18 protein-coding genes are annotated in these 16112 nt (G+C 63.6%); 17 read left to right on the plus strand and 1 reads right to left on the minus strand.

Features of this window, described 5'->3' with window-relative positions; genetic code table 11:
* Nucleotides 1–87: 87 nt before the first annotated feature.
* The gene (locus FJY68_10230; protein MBM3332204.1) at nucleotides 88–276 is read right to left on the minus strand and encodes a hypothetical protein; all 189 of its coding nucleotides are present in this window, start codon (nucleotides 274–276) and stop codon (nucleotides 88–90) included.
* Nucleotides 277–447: 171 nt separating this feature from the next.
* On the opposite strand from FJY68_10230, the gene FJY68_10235 reads away from it, so the two are divergent.
* The 17 genes from FJY68_10235 to argS all read left to right on the plus strand — a co-directional run bounded on the left by FJY68_10235 (nucleotide 448) and on the right by argS (nucleotide 15775).
* On the plus strand, nucleotides 448–1413 hold the full coding sequence (locus tag FJY68_10235) for an Fpg/Nei family DNA glycosylase (GenBank protein MBM3332205.1): 966 nt from the start codon (nucleotides 448–450) through the stop codon (nucleotides 1411–1413).
* 257 nt (nucleotides 1414–1670) lie between these two features.
* Nucleotides 1671–2639, plus strand: a complete 969-nt coding sequence (locus tag FJY68_10240) for a hypothetical protein (protein ID MBM3332206.1) — start codon at nucleotides 1671–1673, stop codon at nucleotides 2637–2639.
* A 190-nt stretch (nucleotides 2640–2829) separates the two neighbouring features.
* Nucleotides 2830–3282, plus strand: a complete 453-nt coding sequence (locus FJY68_10245) for an Rrf2 family transcriptional regulator (protein ID MBM3332207.1) — start codon at nucleotides 2830–2832, stop codon at nucleotides 3280–3282.
* Nucleotides 3272–4096 carry a 4Fe-4S dicluster domain-containing protein gene (locus FJY68_10250; protein MBM3332208.1) on the plus strand — a complete coding sequence of 275 codons (825 nt, stop codon included), beginning with the start codon at nucleotides 3272–3274 and terminating at the stop codon, nucleotides 4094–4096. Before FJY68_10245 ends, FJY68_10250 begins: the two co-directional genes overlap by 11 nt.
* On the plus strand, nucleotides 3988–4470 hold the full coding sequence (locus FJY68_10255) for a cupin domain-containing protein (protein ID MBM3332209.1): 483 nt from the start codon (nucleotides 3988–3990) through the stop codon (nucleotides 4468–4470). The genes FJY68_10250 and FJY68_10255 overlap by 109 nt, the downstream gene beginning before the upstream one ends.
* Nucleotides 4471–4472: 2 nt before the next feature.
* Nucleotides 4473–6116 carry a hydroxylamine reductase gene (gene hcp / locus FJY68_10260; GenBank protein MBM3332210.1) on the plus strand — a complete coding sequence of 548 codons (1644 nt, stop codon included), beginning with the start codon at nucleotides 4473–4475 and terminating at the stop codon, nucleotides 6114–6116.
* Nucleotides 6117–6247: 131 nt separating this feature from the next.
* Nucleotides 6248–7876, plus strand: a complete 1629-nt coding sequence (locus FJY68_10265) for a hypothetical protein (protein MBM3332211.1) — start codon at nucleotides 6248–6250, stop codon at nucleotides 7874–7876.
* Nucleotides 7877–8121: 245 nt separating this feature from the next.
* Entirely contained in the window at nucleotides 8122–8259 is a 138-nt protein-coding gene (locus FJY68_10270) for a 50S ribosomal protein L34 (protein ID MBM3332212.1), read from the plus strand.
* A complete protein-coding gene (rnpA, locus tag FJY68_10275) occupies nucleotides 8260–8658 on the plus strand; it encodes a ribonuclease P protein component (GenBank protein MBM3332213.1) in 399 nt (132 codons plus the stop codon).
* A 92-nt stretch (nucleotides 8659–8750) separates the two neighbouring features.
* Complete coding sequence (yidD, locus tag FJY68_10280; GenBank protein ID MBM3332214.1) at nucleotides 8751–9032, plus strand: membrane protein insertion efficiency factor YidD; 282 nt, start codon at nucleotides 8751–8753, stop codon at nucleotides 9030–9032.
* The gene (gene yidC / locus FJY68_10285; protein ID MBM3332215.1) at nucleotides 9029–10684 is read left to right on the plus strand and encodes a membrane protein insertase YidC; all 1656 of its coding nucleotides are present in this window, start codon (nucleotides 9029–9031) and stop codon (nucleotides 10682–10684) included. The genes yidD and yidC overlap by 4 nt, the downstream gene beginning before the upstream one ends.
* A gap of 35 nt (nucleotides 10685–10719) precedes the next feature.
* Nucleotides 10720–11160 carry a KH domain-containing protein gene (locus FJY68_10290; GenBank protein ID MBM3332216.1) on the plus strand — a complete coding sequence of 147 codons (441 nt, stop codon included), beginning with the start codon at nucleotides 10720–10722 and terminating at the stop codon, nucleotides 11158–11160.
* Nucleotides 11157–12620: a tRNA uridine-5-carboxymethylaminomethyl(34) synthesis GTPase MnmE gene (gene mnmE / locus FJY68_10295; GenBank protein MBM3332217.1), complete on the plus strand. Its 1464-nt coding sequence runs from the start codon at nucleotides 11157–11159 to the stop codon at nucleotides 12618–12620. Before FJY68_10290 ends, mnmE begins: the two co-directional genes overlap by 4 nt.
* A gap of 1 nt (nucleotide 12621) precedes the next feature.
* Nucleotides 12622–12999 (plus strand): universal stress protein, encoded by a 378-nt coding sequence (locus tag FJY68_10300; GenBank protein MBM3332218.1) that lies wholly within the window; start codon nucleotides 12622–12624, stop codon nucleotides 12997–12999.
* A gap of 17 nt (nucleotides 13000–13016) precedes the next feature.
* Entirely contained in the window at nucleotides 13017–13475 is a 459-nt protein-coding gene (locus FJY68_10305) for a PTS fructose transporter subunit IIA (GenBank protein MBM3332219.1), read from the plus strand.
* Nucleotides 13465–14016, plus strand: coding sequence for an Appr-1-p processing protein (locus FJY68_10310; GenBank protein MBM3332220.1), 552 nt, complete (start codon nucleotides 13465–13467; stop codon nucleotides 14014–14016). The genes FJY68_10305 and FJY68_10310 overlap by 11 nt, the downstream gene beginning before the upstream one ends.
* Nucleotides 14009–15775, plus strand: coding sequence for an arginine--tRNA ligase (argS, locus tag FJY68_10315; GenBank protein MBM3332221.1), 1767 nt, complete (start codon nucleotides 14009–14011; stop codon nucleotides 15773–15775). The genes FJY68_10310 and argS overlap by 8 nt, the downstream gene beginning before the upstream one ends.
* The last annotated feature ends 337 nt before the right edge of the window (nucleotides 15776–16112 follow it).

Below are 16112 nucleotides of genomic sequence, written 5' to 3' on the forward strand. Positions count from 1 at the left end.
AGCACGGGAACGAGCAGTAGCAGTAGTTTCTTCATAGGTGCTCCAATACTGGAGGGGCGAGTCTCCCCGCCCCTCCGGTTGCCGAGACTATCTTACCACTGCCTTGAGTGTAGCATGTTCCGAGCCGATGTCAATACGCACGAAGTAGGCCCCGGCGCTCAGTCCGCGGCCCTCTTCGTCTCGGTCCCAGCGCAGCCGATGTACACCGGCCCGCTGCTCGCCTGCGTCGAGGCAGCCTACTTGCCGGCCGACAGCATCATGCAGAGTCGCACGCACGCGCGCAGTTGCTGCAGCTTGTCAGGGGGCTTGGTCTCGCCACTCATTGGAGAAGAAGTGAGCATAGTATCGACCTCTGCCAAGTCAAGCGTGCTCGGCGTACTCGGACGCGCGTGGCTCCGAACCTGTTGCAGAGTTTGACGCCCGGCGCGGCGTCGCCTATCTTCAGATGTGCCTGAACTGCCCGAACTGGAAGTAACCAAGGACCGGCTGCGGCTCGCGCTCACCGGACGCGTCGCAGCCGGCGCACTCGTCCGCTCACCGGTCGCCCTGAAAACGGTGACACCGCCGCTGGAATCGCTTGTCGGCAGGCACATCCGGTCGGTCAGCCGCTTCGGCAAAGTCATCTGCATCGCCATCGATGGTTCCACGGGGAGTTCGCTGCCTCCGCCGACCACTTCATCATCTCCCCCTTCCACTTCTGCCCTTCCCTCGGCCACATCTCCGGTTCCCACATCTACTTCGCCATTTCCCCTTTCCACTTCTCCCCTTTACCTCTGCATCCATCTGATGCTCTCGGGCCGGTTTGCGTTCGGCCCGACCAAGGCACCCCTCAACCGACTCCACGCGTTCGTCCTCAGCCTCGACCGCGACGAGGACCTCCGCGTTGTCGAGGATAGCACCAAGCACCGTCTGAGCATCTACCTCGTCACCGACCCGCACCAGATCGACATCGTTGCCCGGCTCGGCCCTGACCCGCTGGCTCCGGAGTTCACGCTCGCCCGCTTCAAGCAGGCGCTTGCTCGCCGCTCGCGCACGCTCAAGCGATTCCTGACCGACCAGTCGGCTATCGCCGGCATCGGCAACTGCTTCTCTGATGAGATACTCCTCGAAGCACGCCTCTCTCCCTTCACTCTCTCGACCGCGGTAAAACCCGAGGAGACCATCCGCCTCTACATGGCGGTGAAGAAGGTGCTGCAGGACGCCACAGTGCACCTCCGGGCTCTTGACCGCCTGCCCGAGCGCAAGGACCGCACGTTCCTGCGCGTCCATGACCGGCTCGACCAGCCCTGCCCTGCCTGCTCAACGCCGGTCAAGCGCGTGAGCTACAGCGAGTCCACGCTCTACTACTGCCCGACCTGCCAGACCGGTGGCCGCGAACTCGCCGACCGCCGCTTCTCCAAGTTCCTGAAATGAGTCCGACGGCTTCCGACATTCGACACTCGTCATTCGACATTCGTCATTCTCCGCTGGTCTCTGTCTGCTCTGAAGTCGGCCGCGGCCATCCGGCGTATCTCGATTCGGTCCTGCTGGCGCTCGAACGACTGCAGCGCGAAAGCGGGGACAGTCCTATGGAACGGGAGGACGCGCGGTACAGTCCCCGTTTTCGCGGTCATGTCCCGCGGCTAACGGTGCCGGATCTCTGCACCGGGACCTCGGGGCTCGCGTGGAGCATGGCCCGCACTGCCTATCGGCTCGGCGGTCAGGGCGGCCCGGCCACCTGGTTGTACAACCGCCTTCGATCCCCTGACGCGAAACCGTCAGGACTCCAACTCAGCCTTCTCGGCTCCAGCCTGCGCAAGGCCTTCACCGGCTACGAGGGTGTCTGCATCGTCGACCACCCGCTGCTCGCTCATATCCTCTCCCCGGTCTGCCGCGCCGCGTACCTTCACTGCGAGATTGCCGCACCCGGGCTGTCCGCGGTCCCCGACGCCTGGCGCACGTTTGTGCCTCTTGAATCCACGGCTCAGAAGCTGGAAGCGCTGGGCGTGAACAGCGAACGGCTCTCCGTGACCGGCCTCGTGGTTGAACCCCAGCTAGCCGAGATCGCCGAGTCGACGCTACAGGCCCGGCTGGCCCGGCTCGACTCTGACCAACCACTCACGGTAGGCTTCTTCGCCTCCGGCGCCGAACCCAGACCCCATACCGCCGCTATCTCCGCCGGTCTGGCATCGGTCACGCGCGCCGGTCACAAAGCAGTCATCTCGTGGGGCACCGGGATGCTAAAGGCTGCCAAAACCCAGTTCGCGCTCCGCCGGGCCGGAGCGCTTGACGAGGCTTTTCGGGTCATCTGGGCGCGGGACCGCGAGTCATCAACCGGCGCATTAGCGGGTGTCTTTCCTGACCTGGACCTGATGGTCTGCGCCGCGCACGAGCGAACCGGCTGGGCAGTCGGCCTCGGGCTGCCTATGCTCGCGCTGCTGCCCCACATCGGGCCGTTTGCGCCCGACAACTTCGCGTTCGCCTCGGAACAGGGCGTCTGTCTCCCGCTCGATGGCACGGCCGCAGCTGCCCGGCTTGGCGACACCCTAGCGGAACTGCGACGAAGCGGCCGACTGGCCGAGATGGCCCGCAGCGGCTGGGGTAGGCACGCCATCACCGGCGCGAAGACCGCGGCCCGCGTGCTCCTGTCCGCCGCCTAGCCGACCCGGCACCGGCGCCAGCCAACCACGGATCAACGCGCTAGACACTGATAGATCATCCAGCCTGCCCACCTGATCGTCACACGGCATCCCACCTCTCCATGGTCCGCTTCTGCATTCTGACGCCTGACTTCGGACGTAGAAAGAAAACGCTTGACACCCGGCCCTATTTCAGTATTCTTATACCGAAATGGCTAATACCAAGCGTCAGAACGGTTCCGCTCCCTTCCGGGTCTCCGAGGCGGCCAACCTCGGCTTGCACGCGCTAGCCGTCATAGCGGCCGGTCCGGAGCCTTTGACACGCACGCGTGAGATCGCGTCCAGGCTGAAGGCCTCGGCCGCTCACCTTGCCAAGGTGATGGTGGCGCTCGAGCGCGCCGGCCTCGTGTCCGGCGCGCGCGGCCCGGCCGGCGGGTACCGGCTCAACCGGGCGCCGCGGCAGATAACGCTGCGCGAGATCTACGAGGCGATCGAGGGACCGATGCAGGCCCGCGAGTGCCTGTTCGACGAGCCGGTGTGCACGGCAAAGGGCTGTGCGCTGAGCGACTACTTCGGCAAGCTTAACCGTGACGTGATGCGCACGTTGGAGCGCACCCGTCTGACCGACCTGATGAAGGAATTCGGAGGAAACAATGGGAAGTAAACGCAAGATCATCCGTATCGACGAAGAGAAGTGCACCGGCTGCGGCCAGTGCATCCCCAACTGCCCGGAAGGTGCCCTGCAGGTCATCGACGGCAAGGCGCGGCTGATATCCGACCTGTTCTGCGACGGGCTCGGCGCCTGCGTCGGCAACTGCCCGGAAGGCGCGATGGAAGTCACCGAACGCGAGGCCGAACCCTACGACGAGGCGCGCGTAATGGAGAACATCGTGAAGGCCGGGCCGAACACGATTGCGGCCCACCTTCACCACCTGAAGGAACACGGCGCGACCGCCTACTACAATGAGGCCGTGGCCTGCCTTGAGAAGAAAGGAATCCCCATGCCCAGAGAGAAGAAGAACCTTGCCTGCGGCTGCCCCGGCTCGGCCGTCCGCGACCTGTCGCCGGAGCCGGCCAAAGCTGCGACTGCCGCCCCCGGCGCCGCGCGGTCATCGCGCCTGCGCAACTGGCCGATCCAGCTCATGCTCGTCCCGGTCAGCGCGCCCTATCTCAGGAACGCTGACCTCCTGCTCTCGGCCGACTGCGTCGGCTCGTCGCACCCCAACTTCCACGACGAACTGCTGAAGGACCGGGTGCTGATAATCGCCTGCCCCAAACTCGACGATACCGACCACTACCTTGAGAAGTTGACCGAGCTGTTCCGGGAGAACGAACCCAAGTCGGTCATGGTCGCGCATATGACCGTGCCCTGCTGCTTCGGCCTGGTGCAGATCGTCCAGCAGGCCATCGCCGCTTCGGGCAAGCCGATACCATTCGCCCAGGTGACCATCGGTCTCGACGGCAAAGTGGCGAAGTGAGACCCATCACGGTGGCCGATTCGCCGGTCGTTCCCAATCCGAACGGCCTGGACGCGCACCGCCTCTTCGCCTCTCCCGACGTCGAGGTGGTTCACATCGCTCTGCCGGCCGGCCACGCACTCGTCCGCCACGCCGCGCCGGTGGACACGCTCTTCTACATCATCACCGGCATCGGGACCGTCGAGTCCGATGCCGGCAGCGTGCGGGCTGAGGCCGGCACGCTTGTCCCCCATCCGAAAGAGACGTTCCACCGGGTGCGGAACGAAACCCGGGACCGGCTCGAGTTCCTTGTCATCAAGGCACCGCGCCCGGTGGTCCCGCCCCGGTTCGACGCAACCGCAAACCAAACCCAACCAGAAGGAGACAATCCGTGAGTATGTTCTGCTACCAATGCGAGCAGACCGCCCGAGGCACCGGTTGTACCGCCCACGGCGTCTGCGGCAAGGATGAAACCTGCTCGACTTTGCAGGATCTTCTTGTGTACGCGACCAAGGGCGTGTCCCAGTACGCCCATCGCGCGCGCGCTTTGGGAGCGGTCGACCGAGAAGTTAACGTGTTTACGGTCGAGGCGCTCTTCACCACCATCACCAACGTCGACTTTGACACCGAACGCCTGTCCGGCTGGCTCGAGCAGGCGTTCGAGATGCGCAACAAGGCCAGGACCATGTACGAGGAAGCCTGCCGCAAGTCGGGCAAGACGCCGGAGCAGTTGTCCGGACCGGCTGCATGGCAGCCGCCTGTCATCGGCTCCGAGATCTTCGCACAGGGCCACGAGCAGGGAGTGCTCGCGCGGCACAAGCTCTGGGGCGACGACCTCGCCGACCTGCACGACCTCGCGCTCTACGGGCTCAAAGGCGCGGCCGCCTATGCAGACCACGCCCAGAAGCTCGGCCAGGAAGACGACGCCGCCTATGCCGAGTTCCACCGGATCCTCGACCTGCTGGCCCGGGACCAGCTGGACGCGGACACGCTCTTTGCCGCTGCCCTCGACGCGGGCCGGCTCAACTACCGTACCATGGAACTGCTCGACGCGGCCAACACCGGCGCCTTCGGCCATCCGGCGCCCACGCCGGTGCGTATGACCCCGGTCAAGGGCAAGGCGATCCTCGTCTCCGGCCACTCGCTCCGCGACCTCGCGGCGCTGCTCAAGCAAACCGAGGGCAAGGGCATCAACGTCTACACCCACGGCGAGATGCTGCCGGCACACGGCTACCCGAACCTGAGGAAGTACGGCCACCTCGTCGGCCACTACGGCACCGCCTGGCAGAACCAGCAGAAGGAGTTCGCCGACTTTCCGGGCGCCATCCTGATGACCACCAACTGCATCCAGAAGCCGCGTGACGAGTACTTCGGCCGCATCTTCACCTCGGGCCTGGTGGCCTGGCCCGGCGTCGCGCACATCCCGAACCAGGACTTCTCGCCGGTCATCAAGGCTGCGCTCGAAGCGCCCGGGTTCACCGCTGACGAACCGGAGAAGACCACGCTGGTCGGCTTCGCCCGCAACGCCGTCCTGGCCGCTGCGCCCAAGGTCATCGAGCTGGTCAAGGCCGGCAAGATCAAGCACTTCTTCCTGGTTGGCGGCTGCGACGGCTCCAAGCCCGAGCGCAACTACTACACCGAGCTCGTCGAAAAGACGCCCAAGGACACGATCGTCCTCACCCTCGCCTGCGGCAAGTTCAAGTTCAACCACCTCCAACTCGGCGACATCGAAGGCATCCCGCGCCTGCTCGACATCGGCCAGTGCAACGACGCCTACTCCGCGATCCAGATCGCCCTTGCGCTCGCCCAGGCCTTCAACACCGAAGTCAACAAACTGCCCCTCTCCATCATCCTCTCCTGGTACGAACAGAAAGCGGTCGCCATCCTCCTCACCCTGCTCGCGCTCGACGTCAAGAACATACGCATCGGTCCCTCGCTCCCCGCCTTCCTCACCCCCAATCTCGTGAAGATCCTCGTGGACAAGTACCAACTGGCGCCGACCAAGACCGCCGACGAAGACCTCAAGGCTATTCTCGGCTAGACATCTGCCTCCCTAAAGAGGGCCGCGGCTCGTCCGCGGCCCTCGCGGTTTCGAAGCACGAACGCGAGGCACGAACCAGCTGCCGCGCTCACTCCTTGACACGCCACCCCCCGGGCGTAATCTGACAGACCTTGGCAACGAGCACCGACGCGCCTCCGCCTCGTTCGTCCGGCGCCGGCCCGAAGCATTGGCCGCTCTTCGGTTCCCTGGCCGTCTTCGGGCTGACGATGATGGCAATGCTGGCGCTGTCGCTGCACCTGACCTCGGGACGCCTGATATACCCACTGGACGATACCTACATCCAGATGGCCATGGCCAAGAACGCCGTGCTGCACGGCACCTGGGGGGTGACGCGACACGGATTCTCCGGCTCGTCCTCTTCGCCGCTGTGGACTCTGCTGGTCTCCGGTTCTTATCTGCTCTTCGGGGTGAACGAGGTCACGCCGTTTGTCCTCAGTTTGCTTTCCGGCACGCTTGCGGTGATAGTCGCATACTCCGTTCTCAATAGACACATCACCAGCCGACCCGCGGTCTTGGCCGCCTGCGTCCTCGGAGTACTGCTGACGCCGCTGCCACCGGTAGCATACACGGGAATGGAGCACGCGCTGCACGCGGCACTCGCCCTGGGCCTGGTCTGGCTGGCGGCCCGGGTTCTCAGTTCTGCCGGACGGCTCCCGCCTCGCGACGTTGGACTTCTCGCTCTGCTCGCCGCTCTCCTGACCGCGGTCAGGTACGAAGGTCTGTTCCTGGCGCTCGTGCTCTGCGTGCTGCTTCTCTTGAACCGACGCATCGCCGGAGCTGCAATTGTCGGAGCCGCCGCCCTGGTTGCGCCGTTGACGTATGGGGTCTGGTCCGTCTCAAGAGGTTGGCACTTCCTGCCGAACAGCGTGCTGCTGAAAGGCTCAATCCCTGACCTCAACGTGAGAGGAATTGTCGAGACACTTTTGGGCTACCGCTTCTGGGCCAACGCCGGCAGGAGCCCGCACCTGCTGTTGCTGCTCATCGTCGCCTCCCTCCTGCTGCTGCTCCGCATGTGGAAGAAGCCTCCCCGAAGCACAGTCCTATACGCCCTGGCCATCTTCATCGGGACGACCATCCTGCACCTTACCTTCGCACAGGCGGGATGGCTCTACCGGTACGACGCCTACCTTGTCCTGACCGGGCTGACAGCCATCTGCACCGGGTTGTGGGAATCCGGACCCGCCTTCACATTCAACCCACTGGCATCGCCCCGTCACGCTGCTGCGGCACTTCTCCTGACGCTGATTTGCAGCCCGGTGCTCGTCCGGGCCGCACGGTTCCTGTATGTCACGCCTCGGTCAACAAAGAACATCTACGAACAGCAGTACCAGATGGGGCTTTTCCTCGGCCGATACTACCGTGACACCCAGGTTGCAGTGAACGACATCGGCGCTGTCTCGTTCCTGGCCGATACGAAACTGACTGACCTGGTGGGCCTTTCAGACCTGGACTGCGGGCGGCTGAGATTGCGGAGGGACTATTCCGATGATATGGTACTCGGTCTCGCGGAAAAGAGGGGCGTGAGAACCGCCCTGGTTTATCGCGACTGGTTTTCGTCTCTCACATGGACTGAGGTCGGGCAGTGGAGAATAGCGGGGAACGTGGCTTGCGCGAAAGCCGACGTGTCCATCTGTGCGGTTGACTCATCGGCAGTTCGCGAACTTGTCCGCAATCTGAAGGCGTTCGCGCCAGACTTGCCCGCGGACGTCGAGCAGTCCGGCCTGTACACCCAGCAGTAGCTGCAGGCGAGGACCCGTTGGACCACGGATCTCGCGAATGAACTGACGGGTCGTCTTTGCACAGGTCGCCCTGGGAACTTGACTTGCCCGTCGAATCTCTGCGAATTGGCATGGTGGCAAGTGCGGTCCGCCTATAGTGGAAGCGCCATGCCCGCGCGAACCCGACCGGCATAGTGCTGACCAAGCCCGGCTCGTTTCTTGACTTACCCGGACGTCCGGCCTATAATCGCAGTTGAGGAACACCCATGCCCAAAAGAACATACCAACCATCCAACATCAGCCGCAAGCGTACTCACGGGTTCCGGGCCCGGATGCAGACGCCCGGAGGCCGCAACGTCATCAGCCGCCGCCGCGCAAAAGGCCGCAAACGCCTGGCCGTATGAATGACAGAGTCGCTGGCAAGAGCGGAAATCGTGCGCCGACGACGAGACGTTGCCCGGGTGAAGCGGGTGGGAATGAAGGTCGGTACTCGGTACCTCAGCCTGCGCTGCGCGCCGAGTCCTGATTCCCCGACCGACAATCCGGCCTTGCCCGACCTGCCCACGCGCCGCGTGGCGTTTCTGTTACCGCGCGGGGTTGGCAACGCGGTCGCCCGCAACCGTCTGAAGCGCCGTCTCCGCGAGATATTCCGCCGAAACAAGGAGTGGTTTCCGGCCGGGTACGATTATCTCATACAGCCGACGGTTGCTGCCGGGAAGCTGCCCTTCGCAGTACTGCTCGAACACACGCTGCGGGCAACGGAAGTACAGAGGACAAAGCAGCAAGGACAAAGCAATGGCTAGGCGCGAAGGCCAAGAAAGCCTCGACCTTTCCGTTTCGTCCTTTCCTCCTGGCTTGGTCCTTTGTCCATTCCGCTTTGTCTTTTCGTAGGCTGATGGCGACACTTCTCCAACTGCTCGTCCGGCTGTATCGCAGCACACTCGGTATCGTCCTTCCCAACTCCTGCCGCTATCAGCCAACCTGTTCGCAGTACGCGCTGGACGCAATTGCCGAATACGGCGCAGTCCGCGGCTCCTGGCTGGCAGTGAGACGTATCGCCCGTTGTCACCCCTGGGCCGCGGGCGGCGATGACCCGGTACCGACAGAAGGACCAAGGGCGAAGGACCAAGGACAGGGCCCGGACTTCGCCACCAAACGGAGAACGACCACCGCATGAGAAACGATCAACAGACGTCCAGCACGACGACCACCATCATTGGCTTCGTGCTGGTGGCCGCAATCCTTATCCTCTCGCAGATTTTCCTCCGGCCGCGAGCAACTCCACCCCAGCAGGCTGCGGCTCCGACTCAGCAGACCCAGCCGCAGGCTGCTCAGCCGGTTCAGGCAGGCCAATCGGACGTACCGGTGCTTCAGCCTGTCCAAGCGCAATCACTGGTTCCGCTTGCGGCCGAACCAGCGGCCGAGTCCATCGTCACGCTGGAGAACGAACTGGTGCGGCTGGAGTTCACGAGCGTCGGCGGCGCGGTCAGGTCAGTCTGGATGAAGAAGTACCAGGTGGAAGTCGTACCGCAAGGCAGGAACCTGCTGGGAACGGCTGTAGAACTGCCACAGGGCTGGGTCAGCACCGCCTCCACGCCGATGCAGGTGACGAGAAACGACAGCTCGGTCACGTTCACCGCGCGCTCCGACAGCCTGATCCTGACCAAGACCTTCAGTCTCGGCAAGGACTATACGCTCGACCACCGAGTCTCTGTCGCCGGCCCGGCCCGAGGTTTCGCCGTCGACGGCATGGCCGGGCTCGCCCTGACCGAGAAGAACCCCAAAGCGGAACTGATCCACTTCCACTTCTACGCACATGTGGGCAAGAAACTCCAGCAGACGCCGGCCGGCAAGCTGAAGAACCCGCAGGGGAAGTGTGACACCGCCGAGTGGGTCGGCGTGAAGTCGAGATACTTCCTGCTCGCGGTCATCGCCTGCGACCGGACCTTTGACTCGACCTACGCCGTTTCGGTTGACAGTGGCCGCCTGGGATTCAGCGCCGTAGTGAAGAACCCCTCGCCGGAGACCCAGTTCACGGTCTACCTGGGCCCGCTTGAGCACGCACGGCTGCGCGCGTTTGGCCTCGGGCTCGACAACGTCATCGGCCTCGGCTGGACCCGGCCGCTTGCCGTAGCGATGCTCTGGTTCCTGCGCCTGCTGTACACCATCGTGCGCAACTGGGGCCTGGCCATCATCGTCTTCGCGATACTGATGAAGCTGGCGTTCTATCCGCTGACCCGCACCCAGACCAAGCAGATGCGACAGATGCAGTTGCTGCAGCCCAAGATCAGCGAGCTGAAGGTGAAGTACAAGAACGACGCGCAGAAGCTCAACGCCGAAACGATGCAGCTCTACAAGCTGTACAAGATAAACCCGGCGTCCGGCTGCCTGCCGTTGCTGGTCCAGATGCCGGTGTTCTGGGCGCTGTACGCAGTTCTCAGCAACGCGATCGAACTCCGTGGGGCTGCGTTCGTGTTCTGGCTGAAGGACATGTCCGTGCCCGACGCGCTCTTTGGCCACCTGCCGCAAGGCCTGCCGATGGTCGGCGGTGCCGCAATCGGGCTAGTGCCGATACTCATGGGCGCGTCGTCTATCGTCCAGACACTGATAACATCGGCCGACAAGAAGAACCTCGCCATGACGATAATCATGCCGGTGTTCATTACCTTGATCTTCCTGAACATGCCGAGTGGCCTGCAGCTCTACTGGTTCATGTACAACGTCCTGTCCATCGGTGAGAGCCTGATAGCCATGAAGGGAGGTATGCCGTGGAGCAAACCCAAGAGTCGCAGGGAGCCGTCCCTGGCGACGGCGCCCCCTCCGAAGTAGCCGCGACCCCGCCTCCGGTGCCGCTTGAGCCGGAGTTGATACGGCAGGAGGTGCAGTTCCTCGCCCACCACATTGGCATCCGCGCCCGGGTGGAAGTGGAACTCCACCCTGAAGGTTACTACGCGAACATCCATGCCCGGCGCTCGAGCGGAATCATCATCGGTCGCCACGGCGCCACGCTCGAAGCCATCGGCTACGTCGTCCGGCTGATGGTGGCCAGGCACTATCCCAACGTGCCCAAGGTTATCGTTGACATTGCCGGCTACCGCCAGCGCCGCGCGAGCTTCCTGCGTGCCAAAGCCCAGGCCATCGCCAGAATCGTGCTCGAAAACGGCCGCGAGATGGAACTGGAGCCCCTCACCTTTGAGGAACTTGAAGTGGTCCAGGACGAACTGCAAAAGACGCCAGGAGTCCGGGCCCGTGCGGTCGGCGAAGGCTCACCGCGAGTGGTCATTCTCTCCCCGGCAAAGAAATGACCGGCCCGCGCCGGCGTCCGCGTCCATCCAACATCTTTCCGTCCCGATCTGATGGTCCTTCGTCAATGCTCCGCCGCTCGATTCCGGGGGCAGGCATTCGACGCTTGTCACCCGCCGACGGTCACTTCCGTGACATCATCTGCGCCGTGGCCACGCCACCCGGGACCGGAAGCATGGCCGTAATCCGGGTATCAGGCCACGGGGCATTCGCAATTCTCGACCGCTTCTTCCCGGAACGCAAACCCTCACGCCAGCATTCGCATACAGTCCGGCTCAACTGGCTCTGCACCGCAGCGATGGAACCGGTCGACCAGGTGCTGGTAACCGTGTTCCGAGCTCCCCGCTCCTACACCGGCGAGGACACGGCCGAGATATCCTGCCACGGCGGCACGGTTGCCGCTGACAGGGTGATGACAATGCTGCTTCGCGCCGGCTGTCGGGTGGCGGAGCCGGGGGAGTTCACACGCCGTGCAGTCCTGGCGGGCAAGATGAGCCTATCCCAAGCTGAGGCGGTTGCCGACATGGCCGAGGCCCGATCAGAAGCGGCCTTTCGGGGAGCGCTTGCGCGCTACCGCGGAGAGCTGTCTCGCCTCGTTGCCGGGATAGCAGAGGACCTGAAGGAACTGCAGACAGAGATGGAGTACAGCCTGGGATTCGATGAGCACGGCGGCAGCTGCGGAGCTGTACCCGCTTCCCGGATACGCCGCATTGAGAAGCATCTCACCGAGATTGTCGAATCGGCTGCGGAAAGTCGGCTTCTCATTGAGGGTGCAAACGTCGCCATCATTGGCCGGCCCAACGCCGGCAAGTCAAGCCTGTTCAACCAACTGGTCGAGGGCGAGCGGGCCATCACGAGCCGGGTCTCGGGCACGACCCGGGACCGGATTGACGCGACCGTTGTCCTGGCTGGGGTCCCGGTGCGGTTCGTTGATACTGCCGGGCTTACGGGCCGGGCCGGAACGCATCTGAGCCGGCTGGCCATCGTCCATACCAATCGGGCGGTAGAACAGGCCGACATCGTAATCGCGCTCTTTGACGGCTCCCGGCCGGCAGGCCCCTCTGACCGGATGGTGCTTGCGGCTGTCGGGAGCCGGCCCGCCATCTGCGTCCTGAACAAAGCTGACCTGCGACGCCGGTTCGACCGTTCGTTCGCCCACAGATTCCGGGCCGGGATGATGCCGGTCTCGTGCCGCACCGGAGCCGGCATTGCCGAGCTCCGAACGCACCTTGCCGGCATGCTGCGGGCCGGTCCGGGTCCGAAACTGATGGTGAACCGTCGCCAGCTTGAGGCGCTATCGGCCTGCCGCGACGCGCTGATCCGGGCCGGCTCTGCGCAGACCCTCGAAACCGCCGCTCTTGAAACCAGGTCGGCGGTTGATATGCTCAGTCAGGTTGATACTCCAGTGACCAGCCGCGACATACTTGACCGGGTCTTCGCCCGCTTCTGTGTAGGGAAGTAATATGGAACGTATCGCGCTCTATGTTGAGGATACACCGGGCATGGCGACTGCGGCCGCGTGGGCCTTGCGCCTGGCCAAAGGCATGTCGTGCCGAGTGTTTGCGCTGTCGGTCATCAACCCTGACGCGCCACGCCGCAGAGACACCCAGACGTCCGACGCCGAAGAACGCGCCTGGAGCCAGTTGTACGAAATCGAGGACGACGCGTTCCAGAAGGATGTCCGCATCTCGCTGCTGCTCGAGACCGGCGATCCGCTGCAGAAACTGGTCAGTCTCAGCACCAGCTACGATGCCGAACTGGTAGTCGCCAGCGCGGATTGCCGACTTACCTGTTCCGAGCTCGTTCGCCAGAGCAGCCGGCCGGTCGTGTTCGTGAAATAACCCATGGAGGTACGTTGATGGCGAAGATATCCGAGCTGCTGCCCCGCTCGGCAATTGTGCTCAGCCTGCAGTCGAAGGAGAAGTTCGCTGTGATAAACGAACTGGTCCACCCGCTCGTGGCGGCCGGCGCCATCACCGAGGAATCGGAGTTCGTTTCGGCCATTGTCCGGCGCGAGAACATGGAAAGCACCGGCATCGGCCTGGGCGTCGCGATTCCTCATGCCCGGACCAGGGCTGTCTCCAGTATCGTGCTCGCGTTCGGCCGGTCTGACTCGGGTGTTGACTTCAGCAGCCTGGACGGCAAACCGTCGCACCTCATCTTTCTGATTGCCGCACCGGAGGAACAGAAGACCGAGTACATCATGACCCTGGCGCGGCTCTCCAAACTACTGCGTAAGGACGACGTGCGCATCGGCCTGAACAAGGCCGGCTCACCCGACGACGTCATGCGGGTGATCTTGCAGCATGAGTCCTAGCCCGTATTCAAGGAAAATCGGCCGACTGCAGCTGACCGCAGTTCTCGGGGACATCACCGAGCAGGAGACCGACGCCGTCGTTAACGCCGCCAACAACCACCTCTGGATGGGGTCGGGCGTGGCCGGGGCCATCAAGGCCAAAGGCGGCGGGGTGATCGAGCGCCAGGCGATGCAGCTCGGTCCGATTGAGCCGGGACAGGCCGTGACGACCTCGGCCGGCAGCCTCAAAGCCCGCTACTGCATCCACGCCGCGGCTATGGGCCAGGACCTCGCTACCAGCGCCAACCTCATATCGAAGGCGACTCGGAGCTCCTTGAGTGAAGCTGCGAGGCTGGGCATCGACTCGATTGCGTTCCCCGCGCTCGGAACCGGGGTCGGCGGCTTTCCGGCCGACGCCTGCGCGCGTCTTATGGTGGCTGCCGCGCTCAGCCATGGGCGAACCAACCTGAAGCCCAGCTCGGTGACATTCGTGCTCCGCGACGAACCGGCACTCGGCAACTTCAGCGAAGCCCTTGGGTCAATCCCGGAACCCAATGCCTGACACTGGTTACTACCTGACCCGCTGCCGCGAGGAACTGGTCGGCTTGCTCGCCGCACAGGGCGTCAGCATTGCCCCGGCCGAGGTGCGCGATGTCGAGGGCGGCATCGAGGCCGATCTCGCGGTACCCCTGTTCCGCATCGCCAAGGAACGAGGCGAGAATCCTCAGGCACTTGCCGAACGCCTCGCCGGGGCGCTGCAACTCGAGGGGACGCGCTTTGCTTCTGCGACCGCACTCAAAGGTTATCTGAACCTGGGATTCAATAGGGCACGCTTCGCGCAGGAAGTCATCGCCGACTTCAGCCGGAACCCGGAACGGTACGGCAGCTCCGGAGCCGGGATGGGTCACTCCATAGTCATCGACTACTCATCTCCGAACATCGCCAAGCCGTTCTCGGTCGGCCATCTCCGCTCTACTATCATCGGCCAGGCACTGCACAACATCCTGAGTTTCCTCGGCTACCAGGTCATTGGCGACAACCACCTTGGGGACTGGGGGACGCAGTTCGGCAAACTCCTCTGCGCGTTCAACCGCTGGGGCAGCGAAGAGGAACTCGAACGCAACCCGACCGCCCACCTGCTCAGCCTGTATGTCCGGTTCCACGAGGAGGCGAAGGCGAATGCCGGCCTCGAACTCGAAGCCCGGGACTGGTTCCGTCGGCTCGAAACCGGCGACGACAATGCCCGTTCGCTCTGGCAGCGTTTCGTCAAGCTAAGCACGACCGAGTTCGGCCGCATTTATGACCTGCTGGGTGTGAAGTTCGACTCGATGCGCGGCGAGAGCGCCTACGAGGACCGGTTGGCCGGTGTCGTCTGCCGCGCGCTCCAGCACGGCGTGGCCAGACGTGAGCAGCCGGCTGCCGCGATGGTGACCGGCGGGGACGAAGTAGGGGCGGACGAAACCGTGGTCATCATACCGCTCGACGACGCCGGTATCGAGACTCCGCTCATCCTCCAGAAGTCGGACGGCACCAGCCTCTACGCGACCCGCGAGCTTGCCACTGCCGAGTACCGTATCGAGCGTTGGCATCCCGAGAAGATGCTCTACGTGGTCGGCAAGGAACAGGAGCTCTATTTCCGCCAGTTCAGTGCCGCTCTGACCAAGCTCGGCATCGGCGTTCCGTGCATTCACGTGACCTTCGGCCTGGTCCGACTGCCTGAAGGCCGGATGTCCACGCGAGAGGGCAGGGTAGTATTCCTCGAGGATGTCATTACCGAGGCAATCCGCCGTGCCGAGGCGGTTGTCCAGGCCCGCGAACTCTCCGTTGAAGAGAAGACACGAATCAGCCGCATCGTCGGCATCGGCGCCATCAAGTATGCCGACCTTTCTCAGAGCCGCATCAAGGAAGTCGTGTTCGACTGGAACCGGATGCTGGCGCTCGATGGCGACTCCGCGCCCTATCTCCAGTATGCCTACACCCGCACCCGCTCAATCCTCCGCAAGGCACCCGACTTCCGCCCGGCCGATTTCACTCTTCACTCTTCACTATTCGCTCTTTCCGAAGAGATCTCTCTTCTGCGCTCCCTTGCCCGGTTCCCGGATGCCGTTGTCTCTGCGGCCGAATCGTACGAGCCGCACCGAATTGCCGGACGAATCTACCGCATTGCCCGGGACTTCTCGGCGTTCTACGACAAGGCGCCCGTCCTCAAGGCCGAGACAGCCGAACTCCGCGACGCCCGCCTCTTCCTTGTCGAGATGACCGGCAAGGTCCTTGCGACCGGTCTGGCTCTGCTCGGCATCGAAGTCGCGGACCGAATGTAGTCAAGACAATCGGCCGAATTCAGAAGTCAGAATCCAGAACGCAGATCGCAGAAGTCCGGACGATGCGCCATCTGCGGTCTCCCTCCCCGCTCACTCATTTCCGGCTTCTGCCTTCTGGTTTGTGACTTCCGACTTCGGCTGGTAGTTCTGGCCTGGGTACATGGTGACCCCCTGAGAGAGGTAAGACGGTCAGCGGGAATTGCTCCGCGGAGATGGAGAGAGATGAGACGGAACGTGCGTGAGATTTGTCGGTCGGCAGGCGCTCGGATGCGCCCGGGCAGACAAGAAGAAGGGCATCGTGCTCAACGCCTGGCTGGTTACACTTGTGTGATGAATA

Source organism: candidate division WOR-3 bacterium, from assembly GCA_016867815.1.
Classification (GTDB): Bacteria; Hydrothermota; Tepidihabitantia; order Tepidihabitantales; family Tepidihabitantaceae; genus UBA2258.